Genomic DNA, 17,772 nt, shown 5'->3' on the forward strand with positions numbered 1-17,772 from the left:
AGCGAAACTCATAACCTTAATCGGCGAAACAAGGGATAGGAGTAATCCGATAGCTGGACGGGAAGGCGGCGCATAGCATCGAGAGGTTATCCACTTTGATGAATACGCCGCCATGAATCAACTCGCCGAACCGCTCGCCGTCGCTTTAGATCTCCATCAGGCAGGCCATATGGCCGAAGCGGAAAGTGGTTATCGCGCGATTCTCAAAGAACATCCGGATCACGTCGACGCACTGCATTATCTCGGTGTGTTGTTGCATCAACGTGGCGACAACGAAGGCGCCGCGAAGTGGCTTGATCGTGCGCTTGGCCTTGCCCCCCATGGGTCCGCGTGCTGGAGCAATCGCGGGCTGGTGGCAGCGGCGCTAGGCGATCTTCCTCATGCCGTGGAGTGCTACGAGCGCGCCCTCGCCATCGATCCGGCATTCGCCAACGCACGCAACAACCTTGGCACAGCGCTGCAAAAGCAAGGCCGCTTCGACGAATCCATCGAACAATTGCAGACGTTACTTGCTCAAGATCCCGATTTTATCGACGCTCGTTTGAACCTCGGCTCGACACTCGCTTCCGCGAAGCGCTACGACGAAGCGTTGGCGGCATATCGCGAGACGCTTGCACGGGACCCGAGCAACTTCCACGCGCATTTCGGCGAAGGCAACGCGCTGCGCGAACTGAAGCGATTCGACGAATCGGTGGCGAGCCTGCGCCGGGCGCTTGCTTTGAAACCGGATCACTTCGAGGCGAATGTGAATCTCGGCACGACGCTCGGGCTTTGCGGGAAATTCGTGGAGGCGGAAGCGCAGTATCGGCGGGCGTTGACGTTACGCGACGATCCGCAGATTCACGTCTGCGTGGGTGCGACTATCGGCTCGCAAGGTCGTTTCGAGGAGGAGGAACCGTATTATCGGCACGCGCTGACACTCGCCCCCGATCACGCCGACGCGCTGCACAATCTCGCGTTGCTGCAGTTGCGACGTGGCAACTTCAAGGAAGGCTGGGCGCTCCACGAAGTGCGCTGGCGCTCGAGCAAGTACAAACCGATGAGCGTTCCCGGTGTGCCGGAATGGCGCGGGGAATCGCTGAAAGGCAAGACACTGCTGGTGGCGGGCGAGCAGGGTCACGGCGACATGATGCAGTTCGCACGTTATGTGACGATGCTCGAGAAAATGGGCGCCACGGTCGACATGTGGGTGCCCGAGAACATCGTGGAACTGATTCAGAGTGTGCCTGGCATGCATACGGCGCTTCACCTCGGCCCGACTCATGGATATGACTTCTGGGTGCCCTCGATGAGCGTGCCGCATCACTTGGCCGAGCGTGTCCCCGCTGTCCTCGCCGACATTCCTTATATGAGCGTAAGCGCCGAGCGGATTGGCTCGTGGCCGGAGCGTGTGAAAAAACTGGCGGGCACTCGCAGGAAGATTGGCATTGTGTGGGCGGGTAGTCCGACGTTCGGCAACGATCAGTTCCGTTCGATGCCATTCGCCGCGTGGTCACCGTTCGCGGAGGTCGCGAACACCGAGTGGTTTTCGCTGCAGAAGGGGGCCGCGCGCGACCAACTCTCGCAGCCCGGTTGCGCGTTGAGGCCTCACGATCTGACGGATGACATCCACGATTTCGCCGATACCGCCGCGCTGATCGAGCAACTCGATCTGGTGATAACCGTAGATACATCGGTTGCTCATCTGGCGGGTGCGCTTGGCAAACCCGTGTGGGTGTTCCTGCCCGCTAACTACGATTGGCGCTGGATGCTCGATCGTGACGACAGTCCGTGGTACCCACGCACGCGTTTGTTCAAGCAGACTACGCTCGGAGACTGGACTGAGCCGGTCGCGCGGGCGAAAGCGGCGCTGATGGCGGGCTGAATGGTTTGCGCTGGCCGATGGGCCTGGCGGTTAGCTGGTTCGCAATCGCTTCTGGCGGATCAAGCTTCACATGCGAGACCGCTTGATGTGGCAAAAAGAGTGGGCCTGTGCGGCTTGCATTTTGCCACGTTGCACCAGCGTCTTTGCCGGTTACCTCTCTGCAACTGTGCCGCATAGTAACGACCTCCTGCTGCTCGGCAGCCCCGCGTCGTTGCAGATTGCCGCTCCGAAAAAACACCAGCGCAGTTCTCACATCTTGCCGCATCTAATCGCGGCCTATTTCTCCGCTGTCTGCATCGTTTCGCTGGGTTTATCGCGGGTAATCAGCCGCAAGCCGCTTGCAATACTCGCCACGCCTGCGAATCCCGCACCAATCGCCAGCGCCAGCGCCGGTCCATGATGCCCCGCAATACCAAAGCTCAGCGCAACCAACGCCGCGCCGGTCGCCTGGCCGATCAGCCGGGCGGTTGCCACCACGCCGCTCGCACCGCCGCTACGCTCGCGCGGCGCGCTCGCCATGAGCGCCTTCAGATTGGGCGATTGAAAGAACCCGAAACCGGCGCCGCATATAGCCATGCGGATACAGATATCGAGTGCATGCGGATGAGCGGGCAGTAACGCCAGCGACGCCATGCCCGCGCACATGATCGCCAGGCCCACGCCGCCCAGCAGCCCCGGTTGATATCGATCCGACAAACGCCCAGCGACCGGCGCCAGCAACGCCACCATTACCGACCACGGCGTCATCAGGAAGCCGGTCTCCACCTGGCTGCGCCCGAGCACGCTTTCGAAGTAAAACGGCAGCGACACGAACGCCAGCCCTTGCGCGGCGAAGGAGCACACGGCCGTTGCTGTCGATAACGCGAACATCGGGCGCTTGAAGAGATCGACGGGGAGCATTGGCGCCGGATGACCGCGTTCACGATGCAGCATCAGCCCGCCTGCCACCACCGTCACCGCGAGCGCGATCAGCACGATATGCGTAGGCGCGCGCTGCGCCGCCTCGCCAAGCGCGAACACCAGCGCGGCGAAGGTGATCACGTTCAGCCCGGCCGCCACGCGGTCGAAGCCGTGCTGCGCGCGCGGTGTCTGCGGCAAAGCCGTCCAGCCAATAAACAACGCCAGCAGCCCCACCGGCAGGTTCACGGCAAACAGCCACGGCCAGGGCCCGAGCGAGAGCACGATCGAAGCGACCGTCGGTCCGACCGCGAACGATATCCCCACCACCAGCGCGTTCAGTCCAAACCCTCGCCCAAGCCTGTGATGCGGATAGATCGCCCCGATCAGCGCCGTGTTCACGCTCATCACCGCGCTCGCGCCAATGCCCTGCAACAGCCGAGCCGCTGTGAGCGAGGGCAGCGACCACGACAACGCGCAGGTCAGCGACGCTACGAGAAACAGGATCAGGCCACCCAGATAGATCTTCCTGTGCCCAACGATGCCACCCAGCGCCGCGAACGGCAGCAGCGTGGCGACCATCGCCAGTTGATAGGCGTTGATGATCCAGACCGATGCGGCGGGTGTTGCGTGGAGATCGGCGGCGATCGCGGGGAGCGCGGTATTCGCGATGGCAGTATCGAGCGTGGCGAGCGAAACGGCGAGCAGGATGGCCGCCATGCCGCGACGCTGGAGCGCGGTCATGGGACCGTCGGCAAGAAGAGGAGTCTGGGCTGACACAGTTTTTTAGGATTGGACGTGATCGGCAATAGTCCGACACGATACGGGATCGTGGCGAAGCTCGCCGGGCACCCCCGCGGGAGCTTTCAAACAGGTGTCAGTACGGCCTCGCCGGCGAAGTGCCGCGTAGCGTTATCGACGAACATCTGTACCGCCGCTGCTACCGCTTCGGGCGAACGCCCGCCCACGTGGGGCGTCAGCACGACACGCTCGGAGCCTGTCAGCAACGCCGGCGGCGCGGGTTCGCCTTCGTAGACATCGAGCCCCGCGCCGGCTATCACGCCGCGTTCGAGCGCGTCCGCCAGAGCGGCGGTATCCACAACACTGCCGCGCGACACGTTCACTACGTAGCCTTTTGAGCCGAGCGCGGCGAGCACGCTGGCGTCGATCAGATGTTTTGTCGATGCGCCGCCCGGCGTGGCGACCACGAGGTAATCGGCCCATTCGGCCAGCGCTATTACTGAGTCGAAGTAGGTATAAGGCGAGTCCTGTTGCGGACGGCGATTGTGATAGCCGATTTCGATATCGAAGCCTTGCGCTCTTCTAGCCACCTTCCTGCCGATATGGCCAAGCCCGATCACGCCTAGTTTCTTGCCCGAGAAGTTCGGCTGGAACGGCAGATCGTCGCGCCATACGCCCGCGCGGCATGCGCGGTCGAGCACAGGGATCTGGCGGACGACGCCCAGCAAAAGTGCGAAGGCGTGATCGGCGACGCAGTCGTCGTTGGTCCCTGCGCCGTTCACCACGATGATGCCGCGGGCCTGGGCGGCGTCGCGCGCAATGTTTTCGTAACCCGCGCCTAACGCGCCGATCAGTTCGAGGTTCGGCAGTTTTGCGATGCACGCTGCATTGATGCCGATGGTGCCGTTTGTCAGGACAGCGCGGATTTTGTCGGCGTGCCCGGTCAGGGCTTGATCAAGTGCTGGTTGATCCAACGCGGTGATGACGTTGAAGGCGCTGGCAACGGTAGTCTGGTTTTCAGGACGAAGCGGGACCACGACAAGGACGGTGGGGAGCATGGGTGCAAGGGTTGGCGGAGAGAAGGGCCAAGTTTCGCACTTTTTTTGAGATGACGTCGGGAGACCCCTTACGAGGTCCGACGGCGGCGGCCATTTTTAAATGAATGCATAAAAAAGACATACACGACCTGTTTTTAGGAAATGTCGTGTAGGCGGCAAGCGACGCGCAACCGACAATTGCGCCCGGCGATGTAATGGGGCGGATAGTTTCACTTTGACGCCGCCCCATCAAATACCGAAAGCCGCAAAGCGGCTTCGACGAAGTTAATAAAGCTTGAACTGGGGTGCTTGAAAATGCTCAATACCAATACGTCTCTACGTCCACGGACGATGCGCGTCAGCATCCCGACGCCAAAAGCGTTTGTCTGCTTTGAGTAGAGCAAGTCATGAGAGCACTTGCCGCGGCTCGCCGTAGAGCCAACTGGGCGGAGCTGCAAAGCCTGTTTTCGCGACTAATCGACGTCGTGCTGATCGCGGTGGGAGCCGCTGTCGCCATGCTGTTCCGGCCGGCCGGCGAAGCGCACCCCCTGGGTGACGGTTCATTCGTTGCAATTTCCATCGCGTCCGCTCTTCTGCTTTTTCCCTTGTTCCACGTGTATCAGTCCTGGCGCGGCCGGTCGAAACTGATGCTCGTGTGCCGTATCTTGCTGGCATGGCTCGTGGCACAAGTCTGTGCCGGGGTCGTGATGTTCGCGTTGCACCGGACGGGTTTCGTCTCGCGCCTGTGGGTTGGCTGGTGGACGCTCAACACGGGCGCGGCACTCGTGGTATCGCGGTTCATCGTTCACTTGATCCAATCGCGGATGCGCCACGCAGGATACGACTTGCGTGCGGTGGGCGTTGTCGGTGTAGGCGCGCATTGCGAAAACGTGGTGGCGAAGATCGCGGCGTCGCCCACCTCGGGCTTTCGCATGGCCGTCAGTTTTATTTCACAACCAACGATTCAACTCGACATGCCAGGTATGTCGGTATGCCGTGATCTGAAGGCCTTCGCCGCCGCCATCCGCGCGAAAAAGGTACCCGAAGTATGGGTGGCGCTGCCTATGTCCGAGGAGCAGGCATTACGGAACGTTCTTGAAGAGTTCAGCGGCGACCTGGTCAACATTCGATTCATTCCTGACGTACGGAGTCTTGCGATGTTCGACGGCGAGATGGTCGAGTTGATGGGCGCGCCGGCAATCAATCTGGTTGCGCCGCCGCTCTCGGGCCCGGCGCTTTTGCAAAAGGCGATTTTTGACAGGATGTTCGCCGCCTTCGCGCTGATCCTTATTTCCCCGCTGGTGATTGCGATCGCCATTGCGGTGAAGTTGTCGTCCCACGGGCCCGTCTTTTTCAGGCAAACCCGCAAAGGCGCGGACGGGAAGAGCTTCAGGATCTTCAAATTCCGCACCATGCGCTCGCACGTGCAAAAGGCTGGCGTGATTCAGCAAGCTACGCGAAACGACCCGCGAATCACGCCATTGGGCGGTTTCCTGCGTCGCACAAGTCTGGACGAGTTACCGCAGTTCCTGAATGTGCTGCGCGGCGAGATGTCTGTCGTTGGTCCGCGGCCACATGCAACGGAGCACGACGACTACTACCAGAAGATCGTCGATGGATATATCCACCGCTATCGCATCAAACCGGGGATTACCGGTTGGGCTCAGGTGAACGGCTTTCGGGGTGAGACCGATCGCATCGAAAAGATGCAAGGTCGCGTCGAATACGATATGTACTACATAAGAAATTGGTCACTCAAGCTGGACATTCGGATTGTGATCGCTACCTTTATAAAAGGCCTGGTGCACCGGAACGCATATTGATGCGCGGTTCACCCTTGCGCTGGCTTTTTCAAAAAATCAACGCAACGCAAGTGATGGTTTAACCAACGGGCAGTATGAAGACAAATAGAAGTTGGATGAATCGGCCGACTGCCGCCGGTTCCATAAGCAATGCACAGGGCGCGACGCGCTCGGAAAACAGGCTGAACAAAATGGCAATGCTGGTTCTAAAGCGAGTGGATGGCCGCCTCGCATCTCTTATGGCGGCAACGGCGGTGTTGTTATCCGCATGTACCTTGCCAGGCATGCATATGGACAGCGCACCGGTCATTCCGGTTACTAGTGCCGGCGATCAGCCAGCGTCTGATTGGCTTGCGTCATCTTCCGGTGATGCCGCGCGCGCTGAGTCAGACAGCGAAGTCCAGCTTGGCACGCCGATCGGGAACGGTCGTCCCGCTACGACCGTCGCGAATGTCGAGCCCGTTACGCCCGCCGGTAATACGGAGCTCGCAGTACCTATCAGCGACATCAACGTCGCATTGATTCAGCGATTGCGTCAGGAAGGCGTGCGGCGAAGCGCGATGGATCAGCCACGACTGTTCTCAGCGCCCGCCCCCTACACGCTTGGTGCGGGCGATGTGTTGCAGATCACCGTCTGGGACCATCCGGAGCTGACAGCAGCAATGGGCACGCAGACCCAGAACCAGGTGCGTCCTTCGGATGCGCCAGCGGGCTTCGTTGTCGATCAAGGCGGGAACATTACGTTCCCGTACGCGGGTGTCCTCAATGTAATGGGCCTAAGAACAGATCAGGTTCAGGCGCAGCTATATCGTCGGCTTACGAGGGTATATCGCGAGCCTCAGATCACCGTTCGGATCGGATCGTTCCGTGCGAAGAAAGTCTATATAGACGGCGAAGTTCATACGCCGGGCGTACAGCCGATCAACGACGTCCCAATGACACTCTACGAAGCGATTTCTCGTGCAGGCGGTTTTACATCGGCGGCGGACCAGAGCCGCATGGAACTGTTGCGGGATGACGTGTCGTATCCGGTCAACCTGACGCAGATGATCGACAACCGGTCGAACCCGTCGAATATCTTGCTAAAGGATGGCGATCTCCTGCGCGTGGCGTCGCGCGATGCAAACGGCGTGTTCGTGATGGGCGAGATCAATAAGCCGATGACGGCGCTGCCTTTGCGTACCGGCAAGCTGACGCTAAGCGACGCTTTGTCTCAAGCCGGCAGCGTCAACATGATGACGGCCGATGCGACGCAGATGTACGTAATACGCGGTGGCGACGGCAAGCAGCCGCACGTGTATCACCTGGACGGGCAGTCGCCAGTGTCAATGGTCCTGGCGAACCAGTTCGAATTGCAGCCGAAGGACGTGGTGTACGTGGACAGCACTGGGCTCGCGCGCTTTAGCCGCGTTCTCAGCCAGTTGCTGCCGGCTATCAACGCTGGTTTGACCGCGGCGATTGTAACAAGGTGACCTGCCACGTTCTCATGGTTTGCGAGGGCAACATCTGTCGCAGTCCGATAGCAGCGGTGCTGCTTATGAAGAATATGCCGCACATTGGTGTGACGTCTGCCGGGACGCGTGCGTTGGTAGGACGTGGAGCCGATCCAGTCGCCGTGCAACTCATGGGCGACAGGGGGTTGGACATTAGTAACCACGTTTCGACTCTGCTGACGCCCTCGCACGTGCGTAACGCGAATCTTGTACTGACCATGACGCGTGCGCAGCGCGAACTGATCGAAACGAACTACCCCTACGCCAGGGGGAAGACCTATCGCCTTGGCGATCATGACGATCTTGACGTAGTCGACCCGTACCAGCGCGGCCCCTTTATTTTTGAATTGGCGGTGACACAGATCGAGCAAGGCGTTTCACGCTGGCTTGACACCATCGCACGACTATCGCACTGACAATGAGTCTTCACACTACTAACCATCGCACCGCGTCGAATGCGGATGACGAGATCGATTTGTCTGCGATTGCGGCGACCCTCTGCGAGAACAAGCTTCTCATTTCGGTGGTTGCGGCCACCACGCTCGCGTTGGGTATCGGTTACGCGGTTTTCTCCACCCCGGTGTTCCGCGCAGACGCGATGGTCCAGGTTGACGACAACGCGGGTGCGGTAAACGACAAACTAAGCGATCTGGCCCAGTTGTTTGGCGGCAAGGCTACGGCAGACGCCGAAATCGAGTTGATCCGTTCGCGTGAATTGATCGACGCGACCGTCCGCAGCCTTCACCTTGATATCGACGCAAAACCGCGGTACTTCCCGTTGATTGGCTCATGGATCGCACGTAGCGCTGCTACGGATCAACTCGCGGCGCCGTTGTGGGGACTGAGTGGCTATGCGTGGGGCGGAGAGCAACTCGAAGTTACCCAATTCGATGTGCCACCCATTCTCTACGACGCTAAATTCAAGCTGATTGCCGGCTCGAACCAGACATTCGAGCTTAAAGGCCCGGACGGCGATGTTGTGCTCAAAGGACGTCTCGGCGAGGCCGTCGCTGGCAAGACCCAATACGGGCCGGTGAGTTTGACCGTCAACGGGCTCGTGGCGCGGGCTGGCACAGTGTTCCAACTGAAACGTTCGTCGACACAGCTTGTGACCGAGAAGTTGCAGAAAAATCTTGATATCAGCGAGAAGGTCAAGCAGTCGGGCATTGTCGGGGTTCGGCTGGATGGGACCGATAGCGCACGAACCGCGGACACGGTCAACGCCATCGTGCGCGGTTATGTGCAGCGCAATGTTGGTTTGAAGTCCGGCCAGGCTGCGCAGATGCTGGGCTTTCTTGGCAATCAACTTCCGGAGTTGAAATCAGGTCTCGACAACTCGGAGCAGCGCTACAACACGTTCCGAAACAAGACCGGCACGGTCGACCTCGTTGAGGAAAGCCGGCTGCTGCTGCAGTCGATTGTCGACGGCAAGGCGCGCATAACCACGCTGCAGCAACAGCGGGCGGATCTGTTGCAGCGCTTTACGCCGAGCCATCCTTCGGTTGCGGCCATCGACGCCCAACTGGCGGATTTGCAACGCGAACAGAATCAACTTACTGCGAAGGTCTCGTTGCTCCCGGACACGCAGCAAGCCGCAGTGCGATTGATGCGTGACGTGAATGTCAATACCGGGCTCTACATGAACCTGATGACCAGCGCGCAGCAGTTGCAGATCCTCAAGGCGGGACAACAGGGTAATGTCCGCGTGGTCGACTATGCGGTTGTTGCGGAACAAGCGGTCAAGCCCAAGAAACTCATTGTCATCGGCGCCGCTGGTGTTCTCGGTTTGCTACTTGGCGTCGGCGCGGCGTTGCTTCGGCGTTCTTTGAATCGCGGCATGGAAGACACGCTGGAGATCGAGGAAGCGGCGGGCGTCCCGGTCTACGCAGTCATCCTGCATAGTGAACGTCAGATCAGGCTGCAGCGATCGGCACGGCGCGGGGACCGCGGTCAGCATGTGCTGGCGGCATCGTGCTCGGGCGATATCGCGGTGGAGGGTATCCGGAGTCTGCGCACCGCGTTGCTGTTTCGCCTGGCGACTGCAACCAACAACGTCGTGATGGTTGCGGGTCCGCACCCTGATATTGGCAAGTCCTTTCTATCAGTGAATCTTGCCGCTGTGCTGGCGTCCGCCGGCAAGCGTGTGTTGCTCATAGACGCCGATCTGCGCCGCGGCAACATTCACGCTTACTTCGGCAAGTTCCGTGATCCTGGGCTTCAAGATGTCATTGCCGGAGCAGCAATCGACGCGGTCGTGCGCAGGCACGTGCTCCCGGGTCTTGACGTGCTTACTCGCGGCGCGCTTTCGCCTAGTCCGTCGGAAGTATTGATGAGCGATCGTCTCGGGAAAGTTATTGAACACTTGTCTAGCGCGTATGACCTGGTGATCGTCGATACACCGCCAATCCTTGCGGCAACCGATTCGTCGGTTATCGGCAAGCATGCGGGAACGACCTTGCTTGTGATGCGTCACGGACAGCATTCGGAAACCGAGCTTCGGGAGTCGATGAGATTGCTCGGCAGCGCGGGCGTCGAAGTCAACGGCATCGTGCTGACCGACGTACCCAAGCGAACCACTGCATATGGAACTTACTCGTCGTACGCTAGTGCCACGGAATAGATATTCAAAGACTGCAACGCATCACCGCTGATAGGCATGTTGCGTTTCTGGAATACGTGTCGATCCAGGACTTATATGAATAAAAAAGTACTACTTACATTTGGAACGCGTCCCGAAGCCATCAAGATGGCTCCGCTTGTCCAGCAGCTTAAGGATGCCGAGGGGATTGACTGCTACGTCTGCGTGACCGGGCAACATCGTCAAATGCTCGACCAGGTGCTGGAGCTATTCCAGATCCGGCCGCATTTTGACCTTAACGTCATGAAGCGCAGCCAGGATCTGTATGACATGACGACTGCGATCGTGCTCGGCATGCGCGACGTCATAAAAGACTGCCGGCCCGATATCGTGCTGGTGCACGGCGACACCACGACCACGATGGCGGCGAGTCTGGCGGCGTTTTATCAGCGCGTTCCAGTAGGACATGTGGAAGCGGGACTAAGGACCGGAAACTTGCTTTCGCCGTGGCCCGAAGAGGGAAATCGCAAGTTGACCGGCTCTCTCGCCGCAGTGCATTTCGCACCGACTGAACGTGCGCGCCACAACCTGCTCGCGGAGAACGTTCCGGACGAACGGATCGTGGTCACTGGCAACACCGTGATAGATGCGCTGCTTCACGTTCGGCAGTTGCTCGAGGTTGATCCGCAATTACGCGCGGACGCCGAGCGGCATCTGCCTCGACTCGTTCCGGGGCGACGCATGCTTCTCGTCACGGGACATCGGCGCGAAAGTTTCGGTTCTGGTTTCGAACGTATTTGCGCGGCGCTCGCCGAGATTGCGTATGCACGTCCCGATATTGACGTGGTCTACCCGGTGCATCTGAACCCATTGGTCCAGGAGCCTGTGACGCGGCTGCTCACGGGCATCCCGAATATCCATCTGATCGAGCCGCTTGATTACGTTCCATTCGTGCTCCTGATGGATCGAGCACACTTGATACTCACCGATTCAGGCGGCGTTCAGGAGGAAGCGCCATCGCTCGGCAAGCCGGTGTTGGTGATGCGCGATACGACCGAGCGTCAGGAAGCAGTCGATGCTGGCGTCGTCAGGCTGGTGGGTACGGAAGTGCGGTCGATCGTGGATAACGTGTCGGAGCTGCTGGACGATTCCGCGGCATATCAGGCAATGAGCAGTGGCGAGAATCCTTACGGCGACGGACGAGCGTGTGAGCGGATTGTCAATGTGCTGAGGCCGGCTTGGGTGACGAATAAGCCCAGGGACATCGTCTATGCGACGACCGAACAATTTGAACCGTCTACATAACACGTAAAAAGGCAATAAAGATCATGGAATTCAACGTGATTTCGGTCATCGGGCTAGGCTATATCGGTTTGCCTACTGCCGCGGCGTTTGCTGCACGGCGCAAGCAAGTGATTGGCGTCGATGTCAATCAGCACGCAGTCGACACCATTAATAAGGGCGAAATCCATATTGTCGAACCCGAACTCGACATGCTGGTTCACGCGGCTGTTACGCAGGGATATCTGCGCGCGACCGTGACGCCGGAGCCGGCCGGTGCGTTTTTGATCGCCGTACCCACGCCCTTTCTGGATGGATTCAAGCCTGACCTCAGTTACATCGAGGCGGCTAGTCGTGCGATCGCGCCGGTGCTGAAAGCGGGCAACCTTGTCGTGCTCGAATCGACTTCTCCGGTGGGCGCCACTGAGAAGATGGCTGACTGGATGGCCGAGCTTCGTCCAGACCTGACTTTCCCGCAGCAGGCAGGTGAAAGTTCGGATATTCGCGTTGCACATTGTCCGGAGCGCGTGTTGCCGGGTCATGTGATTCGCGAGCTCGTTGAGAACGACCGCGTGATTGGCGGCGCGACACCTAAATGCAGCGAAGTAGCGCGCGAGCTGTATCAGATTTTTGTGCAGGGCGAATGCATTCTTACCGATGCTCGCACTGCCGAGATGTGCAAGCTCACCGAGAACTCTTTCCGCGACGTGAACATTGCGTTTGCTAACGAGTTGTCAGTGATCTGCGATGAACTCGATATCAACGTGTGGGAACTGATCAGGCTTGCGAACCGGCATCCGCGCGTGAGCATTCTTCAGCCCGGGCCTGGTGTTGGGGGGCATTGCATTGCGGTGGACCCGTGGTTCATTGTCGATTCCGCGCCTGAACTGGCTCGTTTGATTCGGATGGCGCGAATTGTCAATGACGATAAACCGCGTTATGTGATTGATCGCATTGAGCGTGCGGCGAAGAGGTTCAAGGAACCTGTGATCGCGTGTCTCGGGCTGGCGTTCAAGGCGAATATCGATGATTTGCGGGAGAGTCCTGCGCTGGATATTGCGCGTGAGATCGGTTTGCGGTTTGCGGGACAGGTGATGGTTGTCGAGCCGAATATCAGGACGCTGCCGGAATCGCTTGAAGGAGTTGTGCGGTTTTGTGAATTGAACGACGCGCTCAATGAAGCGGATGTAATCGTGATTCTTGTCGATCACGTTCAGTTCAAGCGAGTTGATCCGGTAAGGCTGCAGGCGAAGGTCGTGATTGATACGCGAGGGTTGTTGTCTCGTGGGTAGTATTGCGACCTGTTGCAAATTAGGTTTAGCAACGTCCAAATTGCATCTTGATGGGCGGCTGAGGTACCCCGGCATTGTTCAGGATATGCCGGGGCTTGTCGCTTCCACGGAGGTTCGCACCGAGCGCGCGCTTCGCTATCGTACGGTGCAGTTAAACACCGCGTTCTCAGGCCTTTTTGGTGGATCGAGGGAGCGCTCGTGAGCGACCAGTCCAGTGTCGGAACTTCAACGCGGCGAGCGCCAAAAGCGGCCACTGGTCTTGGCCGGAACTTTGTCGCGATGCTCGTTTGGCAGATCGGCAATTACCTTGTGCCGCTCGCTACTTTTCCGTACCTCACACGGATCCTCGGACCGACCGGGTTCGGCGTTTTGGGCTACGTCATGGCGATAGCGATCTATGGGACTGTGCTTACCGAATGGGGGTTCAATCTGAGTGGCCCTAAGGCGGTGGTTGCGTTGAGGGGGCGCCCGGTTGAGCTTAACGAACTCATTTGGTCGACGATTGGCGCGAAGGCGTGTCTTTGCGTGGTCTCGTTCGGCGCGCTGCTCGTAGTGCTTCACTTCGATCATCAAGCCGCGGCCGCGCGCACCGCGATCCTGTTGTCCTGGCTGGTCGTGGTCAGCAACATCTTTACCCTGAACTGGCTGTTGCAGGGGCTTGAACGATTCTCGCTATTTGCGACAGTTTCGCTTGCTGGTCGTTTTTTGACGTTGCCGCTGACATTTCTATTGGTTCATCAATCCGGCGATATAGCCATCGCCGTCGGAATTCAGGCGGCAGCGCCGGTCCTTACCGCGATTTTCTCGATGGTCGCCGCTCAGCGGCTCGGGGTTTTACGCAGCCCTATGCTTTCTTGGTCATCGGTCCGATCGCGTCTGGAAAAAAGCACCGACATGTTCGTATCGTCGGCGTCGGTAACGCTCTTCGGCGCGACTAATACCGTCATTCTGGCCTCGCTGGCCGGACCGTATCAGGTTGGGTTGTATGTTGCCGCCGATAAGTTAAAGACGGTCGGAAACATGGTCCCCGCACAGATAAATACGATCCTTTATCCCCGTATATCCGCTCTAATGGTTGACGCTCCGCGCGCAGCGGCTAAGCTGACGCTGATCGGTTTGATAGCAACAGCAGCGACCACGATGCTTGGTGTACTGGTTGTTACATTTTTGTCCGGACACCTGACCAGCCTGATATTGGGAAGTGCATTTCACGATTCGGCGACAGTACTTCAGCTGCTTTGCCTAGCTACTTTATTCGGAAACCTCGCGTACTTCCTGGGGCTGCAAGTGCTGGTCCCTTTCGCTGATAGCCGTAGACGCTCAATCGTTATGCTAGTGGGCGGCGCCCTGAGCATCAGCCTATCGATTGTTCTGGTTCCGCGTTACGGCGCGAATGGTGCGGCGGGTTCATTCCTGATCGCCGAGATAGCGATCCTCTGTACGTATCTCCTCATCATCTTGCGGTCGACTCCAATGCGTGCGCATTTCAAGCAGGTAATGAATTGGTAACTGTCCATCATGTTTAACGTGCACGTTATATCTTTAAAGCGCTCGGTTAGACGCGAATCTATCGCGAAGGTGCTGTCTGATCAAAATGTTTCCTTCACTTTTGAAGATGCGTTTGACGCGCGTGTGATGTCCGATTCTGAATTTGGCATGCTTTACGACGACGATTCCGCGCGCAAGCGCCATGGCCGTTCATTGAGCCGTGCGGAGGTCGCGTGTTTTATAAGTCACAGGGAAGTCTGGAAGAAAATCGCCGAGTCCGGGCACGGTGCGGTTGTGCTTGAGGATGACGCACTATTGGAGCCCGCATTCTTCGAACGATTGCTGCTCGCCTCGGACAAGCAGCTCGCATCGATAGCAGACGTCGTATTGCTCGGACGCTCAAAGTTGCGCCGTGCATCGGCTGGGCGAACCTATTTATACGAGCCACTGAAGCGGGTCGACCTGATCGACGGTATGCGCATTGGTATTCCGTTCAAGCAGTGGACGTCTGGATCGGTTGGGTACTGGATATCTGCTTATGGCGCACGTTTAGCACTGGGTCATACGAACGGGCCGGTCAAAGCGCTACTCGACGACTGGCCGTGGCATCGTGACCACGGCGGTATGTGTGTCAAGCAGCTTCGACCATACGCCGTGTGGGAGGCCTTCGAGACCATGGAAAGCAGCATTGAGGCTCATCGACGAGCGCTCACGCCGTCGCTTCGGGCCGGCTGGCATGAGGTCGTGCTGAAACCGTTGCGCGTATGCAGAACCGGCGCTCGGTGGATGGTTATATTCGTGCTCAACGTAACAGCACGTCGATCTACGTCGCATGTACGCGCAGCCAAGCATGAGTGATTTCGGAACATATAGGACGTTGACCGGCTGTCCAGGTGTCGGCGGCGGTACTGTGTATCTCACAAGGCCATTGGTTTGGACGTTACTGGTGGCTGGATTTGCGTTGTCACCGGTAGGCGATTTCCTATCTGTGTTCGCGCTGAAAGGCGGTGTTGGCGGCGACTTTGGAGCACGTTACTCGCTCTTCCTGCGCGGAATTGTCCTCGCTGGCCTGGTGGTCGCGATGTCGATTCGCGGGAAGGTGCAGCTCTCAAGTTTGCGGATCATGCTCCTTGTCGCCGTTGCCATTAGCGCGTCATCTATCTCGTATGCGCTCGCGGGAATGACCAACGGCGAATATGTCGAGGAGGTCATCGCCATCCTTAAGGTGTTTTCGTTCTTTGTCTACGTCGCAGCATTGTCAGGCCTGAGTGACCGGCAGTTGGCTAAGCTCGAACCGGTTGTTCGGGCGGCCTTGCTTATCTATGCGCTCTCGATTTTTGCAGGAGCAATTTTTTCGATCGACATGTTCCGCAGTTATCGGGGAGATACACAGATCCGAGCGGGTTATAAGGGAATAGTTTACGCGCAGAACGAGACCTCGGCTCTGATGATGGTCGGACTAGCCTATGGATGCCTGAGGGTTTTACGCCGTGGGTGGACTTTGCTCGATGCGGTGTTTGTCGGAGTTCTTCTTATCGCGTCGCTGCTCGTCGGCACAAAAGGCGGGGTGGTGGGCGCACTAGGCGTCTTATGTGGCTACTTATACGCTCGGCATGGGGTCTTCCATGCCACAGTACGGGCAGCTGTGGCCGTGTCGCTGCTCGCAAGCACCCCCGGCGTCAGAATAGTTGTCGTGCTATCTGATTCTTATAGACATGGTCCGGGGGCGGTAAAATCAGGGTGAATGAAAACCTACTCAGCAGAAAGAAAAGAATCGCTGGTGCGGCGCATGATGCCACCGGAAAACGCGCTGGTTTCGGCGCTGGCCAGAGAAACGGGGATTACCGAACAGACGTTGTACACGTGGCGCCGACAGGCGAAAGGACAAGGGTTGGCCGTGCCGGGCGATGGGAAGAATCCCGAAGCATGGTCTTCGGAGGACAAGTTTGCAGTAGTGCTGGAAACCGCGCCGCTCAATGCAGCGGAGCTGGCCGAGTATTGTCGTCGAAAGGGTCTTTATCCAGAACAGATATCCGCCTGGCGAGCCGCTTGCCGTTCGGCCAATGCGAATGCCACGGAGCAGGCACGCGAGCAGCGCCATCAGTCGAAGGACGACAAGAAGCGGATCCAGCAGCTCGAGAAGGAATTGCAGCGCAAGGAGAAGGCGCTGGCGGAAGCGGCTGCGCTGCTGATTCTGAGAAAAAAAGCCCAGGCGATCTGGGGAGACAAAGAGGACGATTAATCAACGTCCCGGATCGCCTGTTATGTGTATCGTTGATACGCGAGGCGGCGCAGTCAGGCTGCCGGCTGGAGAAGGCTTGCGACGAGCTGGGCCTGAGCCTGCGCACGTTCCAGCGCTGGGTGGGTGACGGTGACGCGGTGCACGCCGATGGCCGTACCACGACCGAACGGCCGCCGCCGGGTAACCAGCTGAGTGAGGCCGAACGGCAACAGATTCTTGAGGTAGCCAATAGTGCGGAGTTTGCCAGCTTGCCGCCCAGCCAGATCGTGCCAAGCCTGGCGGATCGCGGCGTGTATGTCGCGTCGGAATCGAGCTTTTACCGCGTGCTGCGCAGCGCCTCGCAGCAGCATCACCGGGGTCGTGCGCGCAAGCCTTCGACCCGGGTGGTGACCAGTCATTGTGCGACAGCGCCGAATCAGGTCTGGTCGTGGGACATCACGTGGCTGCAGGCGGCGGTCAAAGGACAGTACTACTACTGGTACATGATGCTGGACGTGTTCAGCCGCAAGATTGTTGCTCACGAAGTGCATGAAGCCGAATCGGCGGAACTGGCCGCGTTGCTGATGCGGCGTGCCAGTCTGGCCGAGGGCCTGGCAGGACGTCCTCTGGTGCTGCACTCGGATAACGGCAGCCCGATGAAGGGTGCGACGATGCTTGCCACTCTGGAGAACTTGGGGGTTGCGGCCTCGTTTAGCCGCCCGCGTGTGAGTAATGACAACCCGTACGCAGAGTCGCTGTTCCGCACCTGCAAGTACCGGCCCGACTATCCACGCAGGCCGTTCGGCAGCGTGGATGAGGCCCGTGCCTGGACGCAGAAGTTCGTGCGTTGGTACAACCAGGAGCACAAACACAGCGGCCTGAAATTCGTCACGCCGGCGCAGCGCCACAACGGCGTAGCCGCCGCAGTGCTCGCGCAACGTGAAGCCGTTTATGCAGAGGCCAGGCAGCGCAATCCACAGCGTTGGTCCCGATCGACGCGCAATTGGGAATTGAAGGATGAAGTCTGGCTCAATCCGGAGCGTATGCAGCCGGAAGAACTAAAGCAGTTTGCTTGAAG

13 protein-coding genes are annotated in these 17,772 nt (G+C 58.8%); 11 read left to right on the top strand and 2 right to left on the bottom strand.

Annotated features, from left to right (window positions below; all coding sequences use genetic code 11):
• The first annotated feature begins 112 nt into the window (after nucleotides 1–112).
• A complete protein-coding gene (locus SBC1_RS00065; protein ID WP_165085274.1) occupies nucleotides 113–1,864 on the top strand; it encodes a tetratricopeptide repeat protein in 1,752 nt (583 codons plus the stop codon).
• 276 nt (nucleotides 1,865–2,140) lie between these two features.
• On the opposite strand, the gene SBC1_RS00070 is transcribed toward SBC1_RS00065, so the two are convergent.
• The gene (locus tag SBC1_RS00070) at nucleotides 2,141–3,505 is read right to left on the bottom strand and encodes an MFS transporter (protein ID WP_165085277.1); all 1,365 of its coding nucleotides are present in this window, start codon (nucleotides 3,503–3,505) and stop codon (nucleotides 2,141–2,143) included.
• Nucleotides 3,506–3,627: 122 nt separating this feature from the next.
• Entirely contained in the window at nucleotides 3,628–4,560 is a 933-nt protein-coding gene (locus tag SBC1_RS00075; protein ID WP_165986839.1) for a 2-hydroxyacid dehydrogenase, read from the bottom strand.
• A 386-nt stretch (nucleotides 4,561–4,946) separates the two neighbouring features.
• On the opposite strand from SBC1_RS00075, the gene SBC1_RS00080 reads away from it, so the two are divergent.
• The 10 genes from SBC1_RS00080 (at nucleotide 4,947) to SBC1_RS00125 (ending at nucleotide 17,770) form a co-directional block, all read left to right on the top strand.
• On the top strand, nucleotides 4,947–6,362 hold the full coding sequence (locus tag SBC1_RS00080; RefSeq protein ID WP_165085282.1) for an undecaprenyl-phosphate glucose phosphotransferase: 1,416 nt from the start codon (nucleotides 4,947–4,949) through the stop codon (nucleotides 6,360–6,362).
• 95 nt (nucleotides 6,363–6,457) lie between these two features.
• Nucleotides 6,458–7,813, top strand: a complete 1,356-nt coding sequence (locus tag SBC1_RS00085) for a polysaccharide biosynthesis/export family protein (RefSeq protein WP_371826743.1) — start codon at nucleotides 6,458–6,460, stop codon at nucleotides 7,811–7,813.
• Between the two features lie 65 nt (nucleotides 7,814–7,878).
• Nucleotides 7,879–8,250 (top strand): low molecular weight phosphotyrosine protein phosphatase, encoded by a 372-nt coding sequence (locus tag SBC1_RS00090; RefSeq protein WP_243830252.1) that lies wholly within the window; start codon nucleotides 7,879–7,881, stop codon nucleotides 8,248–8,250.
• Between the two features lie 2 nt (nucleotides 8,251–8,252).
• Nucleotides 8,253–10,454, top strand: coding sequence for a polysaccharide biosynthesis tyrosine autokinase (locus SBC1_RS00095; RefSeq protein ID WP_165986843.1), 2,202 nt, complete (start codon nucleotides 8,253–8,255; stop codon nucleotides 10,452–10,454).
• Between the two features lie 75 nt (nucleotides 10,455–10,529).
• Nucleotides 10,530–11,717 (top strand): non-hydrolyzing UDP-N-acetylglucosamine 2-epimerase, encoded by a 1,188-nt coding sequence (wecB, locus tag SBC1_RS00100; protein ID WP_165085308.1) that lies wholly within the window; start codon nucleotides 10,530–10,532, stop codon nucleotides 11,715–11,717.
• A 23-nt stretch (nucleotides 11,718–11,740) separates the two neighbouring features.
• The gene (gene wecC, locus SBC1_RS00105; RefSeq protein ID WP_165986845.1) at nucleotides 11,741–12,985 is read left to right on the top strand and encodes a UDP-N-acetyl-D-mannosamine dehydrogenase; all 1,245 of its coding nucleotides are present in this window, start codon (nucleotides 11,741–11,743) and stop codon (nucleotides 12,983–12,985) included.
• Nucleotides 12,986–13,183: 198 nt separating this feature from the next.
• The gene (locus tag SBC1_RS00110) at nucleotides 13,184–14,494 is read left to right on the top strand and encodes a flippase (RefSeq protein ID WP_243830253.1); all 1,311 of its coding nucleotides are present in this window, start codon (nucleotides 13,184–13,186) and stop codon (nucleotides 14,492–14,494) included.
• Nucleotides 14,495–14,503: 9 nt separating this feature from the next.
• On the top strand, nucleotides 14,504–15,331 hold the full coding sequence (locus SBC1_RS00115; protein WP_165986847.1) for a glycosyltransferase family 25 protein: 828 nt from the start codon (nucleotides 14,504–14,506) through the stop codon (nucleotides 15,329–15,331).
• Nucleotides 15,324–16,217, top strand: coding sequence for an O-antigen ligase family protein (locus SBC1_RS00120; protein WP_165986848.1), 894 nt, complete (start codon nucleotides 15,324–15,326; stop codon nucleotides 16,215–16,217). Before SBC1_RS00115 ends, SBC1_RS00120 begins: the two co-directional genes overlap by 8 nt.
• A protein-coding gene (locus tag SBC1_RS00125; RefSeq protein ID WP_243830254.1) for an IS3 family transposase occupies nucleotides 16,218–17,770 on the top strand; the annotation gives its coding sequence in 2 pieces (ribosomal slippage) (nucleotides 16,218–16,680 and nucleotides 16,680–17,770; 1,554 coding nt in all).
• Nucleotides 17,771–17,772: the final 2 nt, after the last annotated feature.

This window comes from Caballeronia sp. SBC1, assembly GCF_011493005.1.
Taxonomy (GTDB): Bacteria; Pseudomonadota; Gammaproteobacteria; order Burkholderiales; family Burkholderiaceae; genus Caballeronia.

Coding starts and splice junctions, on each gene's coding strand:
- SBC1_RS00065 (WP_165085274.1), top strand. CDS start 113: ATGAATCAACTCGCCGAACCGCTCGCCGTCGCTTTAGATCTCCATCAG.
- SBC1_RS00070 (WP_165085277.1), bottom strand. CDS start 3,505: ATGACCGCGCTCCAGCGTCGCGGCATGGCGGCCATCCTGCTCGCCGTT.
- SBC1_RS00075 (WP_165986839.1), bottom strand. CDS start 4,560: ATGCTCCCCACCGTCCTTGTCGTGGTCCCGCTTCGTCCTGAAAACCAG.
- SBC1_RS00080 (WP_165085282.1), top strand. CDS start 4,947: ATGAGAGCACTTGCCGCGGCTCGCCGTAGAGCCAACTGGGCGGAGCTG.
- SBC1_RS00085 (WP_371826743.1), top strand. CDS start 6,458: ATGAATCGGCCGACTGCCGCCGGTTCCATAAGCAATGCACAGGGCGCG.
- SBC1_RS00090 (WP_243830252.1), top strand. CDS start 7,879: ATGAAGAATATGCCGCACATTGGTGTGACGTCTGCCGGGACGCGTGCG.
- SBC1_RS00095 (WP_165986843.1), top strand. CDS start 8,253: ATGAGTCTTCACACTACTAACCATCGCACCGCGTCGAATGCGGATGAC.
- wecB (WP_165085308.1), top strand. CDS start 10,530: ATGAATAAAAAAGTACTACTTACATTTGGAACGCGTCCCGAAGCCATC.
- wecC (WP_165986845.1), top strand. CDS start 11,741: ATGGAATTCAACGTGATTTCGGTCATCGGGCTAGGCTATATCGGTTTG.
- SBC1_RS00115 (WP_165986847.1), top strand. CDS start 14,504: ATGTTTAACGTGCACGTTATATCTTTAAAGCGCTCGGTTAGACGCGAA.
- SBC1_RS00120 (WP_165986848.1), top strand. CDS start 15,324: ATGAGTGATTTCGGAACATATAGGACGTTGACCGGCTGTCCAGGTGTC.